Here is a 1112-nt window from a genome sequence, read left to right as displayed (position 1 = left end):
ATCAATATCTTCTACAGTTTGCGTGCCTCCGTAAATAGCATTCATTTGTGCTTGAGTTAATGGTTTAAATGTCTTTAACATGATATTATAGATTTATAATTAATAATAGAAAAGGTATAAAAATAAATTGAGTATCGTTATTGTTAATGAGAGACTTAGCTTAATTTTAACAGTAAATAAGCGTTGTGAAGTAAGAGAATATTCAAAAAAAAGATAAAATCTTATAAATCCATAAAAATTAAGTACCTTTGCACGCTTAAAATAAGGCACAAAGATTATGGCTAATATTAAAAACATCGCAATTATTGCGCACGTAGACCACGGTAAAACCACTTTGGTAGATAAAATTATGTACCACTGCCAGTTATTTCGTGAAAATGAAAATACTGGAGATTTAATTCTAGATAATAACGATTTAGAGCGTGAGCGTGGTATTACTATTACGTCTAAAAACGTTTCTGTAATATATAAAGACACAAAAATTAATATTATCGACACACCTGGTCACGCCGATTTTGGTGGAGAAGTAGAGCGTGTATTAAACATGGCCGATGGTGTTTTATTATTAGTAGATGCTTTTGAAGGGCCAATGCCACAAACGCGTTTTGTATTACAAAAAGCGATAGACTTAGGGCTTAAGCCTTGCGTTGTTGTAAACAAAGTAGATAAGGAAAACTGTACGCCAGACGAAGTACATGAGAAGGTATTCGATTTAATGTTCGAATTAGGAGCAGAGGAGTGGCAATTAGATTTCCCTACAGTGTACGGTTCTGCTAAGAACAACTGGATGAGTGACGATTGGCAAAAAGAAACAGAGAATATCGAGCCATTATTAGATATGGTTATAGAGCATATTCCTGAGCCAAAAATTCCTGAAGGAAACACACAGATGTTAATTACATCGTTAGATTTCTCTTCATTTACAGGACGTATTGCTATTGGGCGTTTAACAAGAGGAGAATTAAAAGTAGGACAGCAAATCTCTTTAGTAAAAAGAGATGGTTCTATAGTAAAAAGTAAAATAAAAGAGCTTCATATTTTTGAAGGTTTAGGCCGTAAAAAAGTAGACGAAGTACAAACAGGAGATATTTGTGCAATCGTTGGTTTAGAAG

1 protein-coding gene is annotated in these 1112 nt (G+C 33.5%); it reads left to right on the top strand.

Annotated elements, in window-relative coordinates:
* Positions 1–277: 277 nt before the first annotated feature.
* Positions 278–1112: GTP-binding protein (locus ACVC2P_RS08060; protein WP_452597967.1), on the top strand; the 835-nt coding region annotated here is incomplete at its 3' end.

It is taken from the genome of Pontimicrobium sp. MEBiC01747 (genome assembly GCF_053601635.1).
Note: the sequence above shows the minus strand (reverse complement) of the source record. Positions and strands in the feature narration are given on the sequence as shown.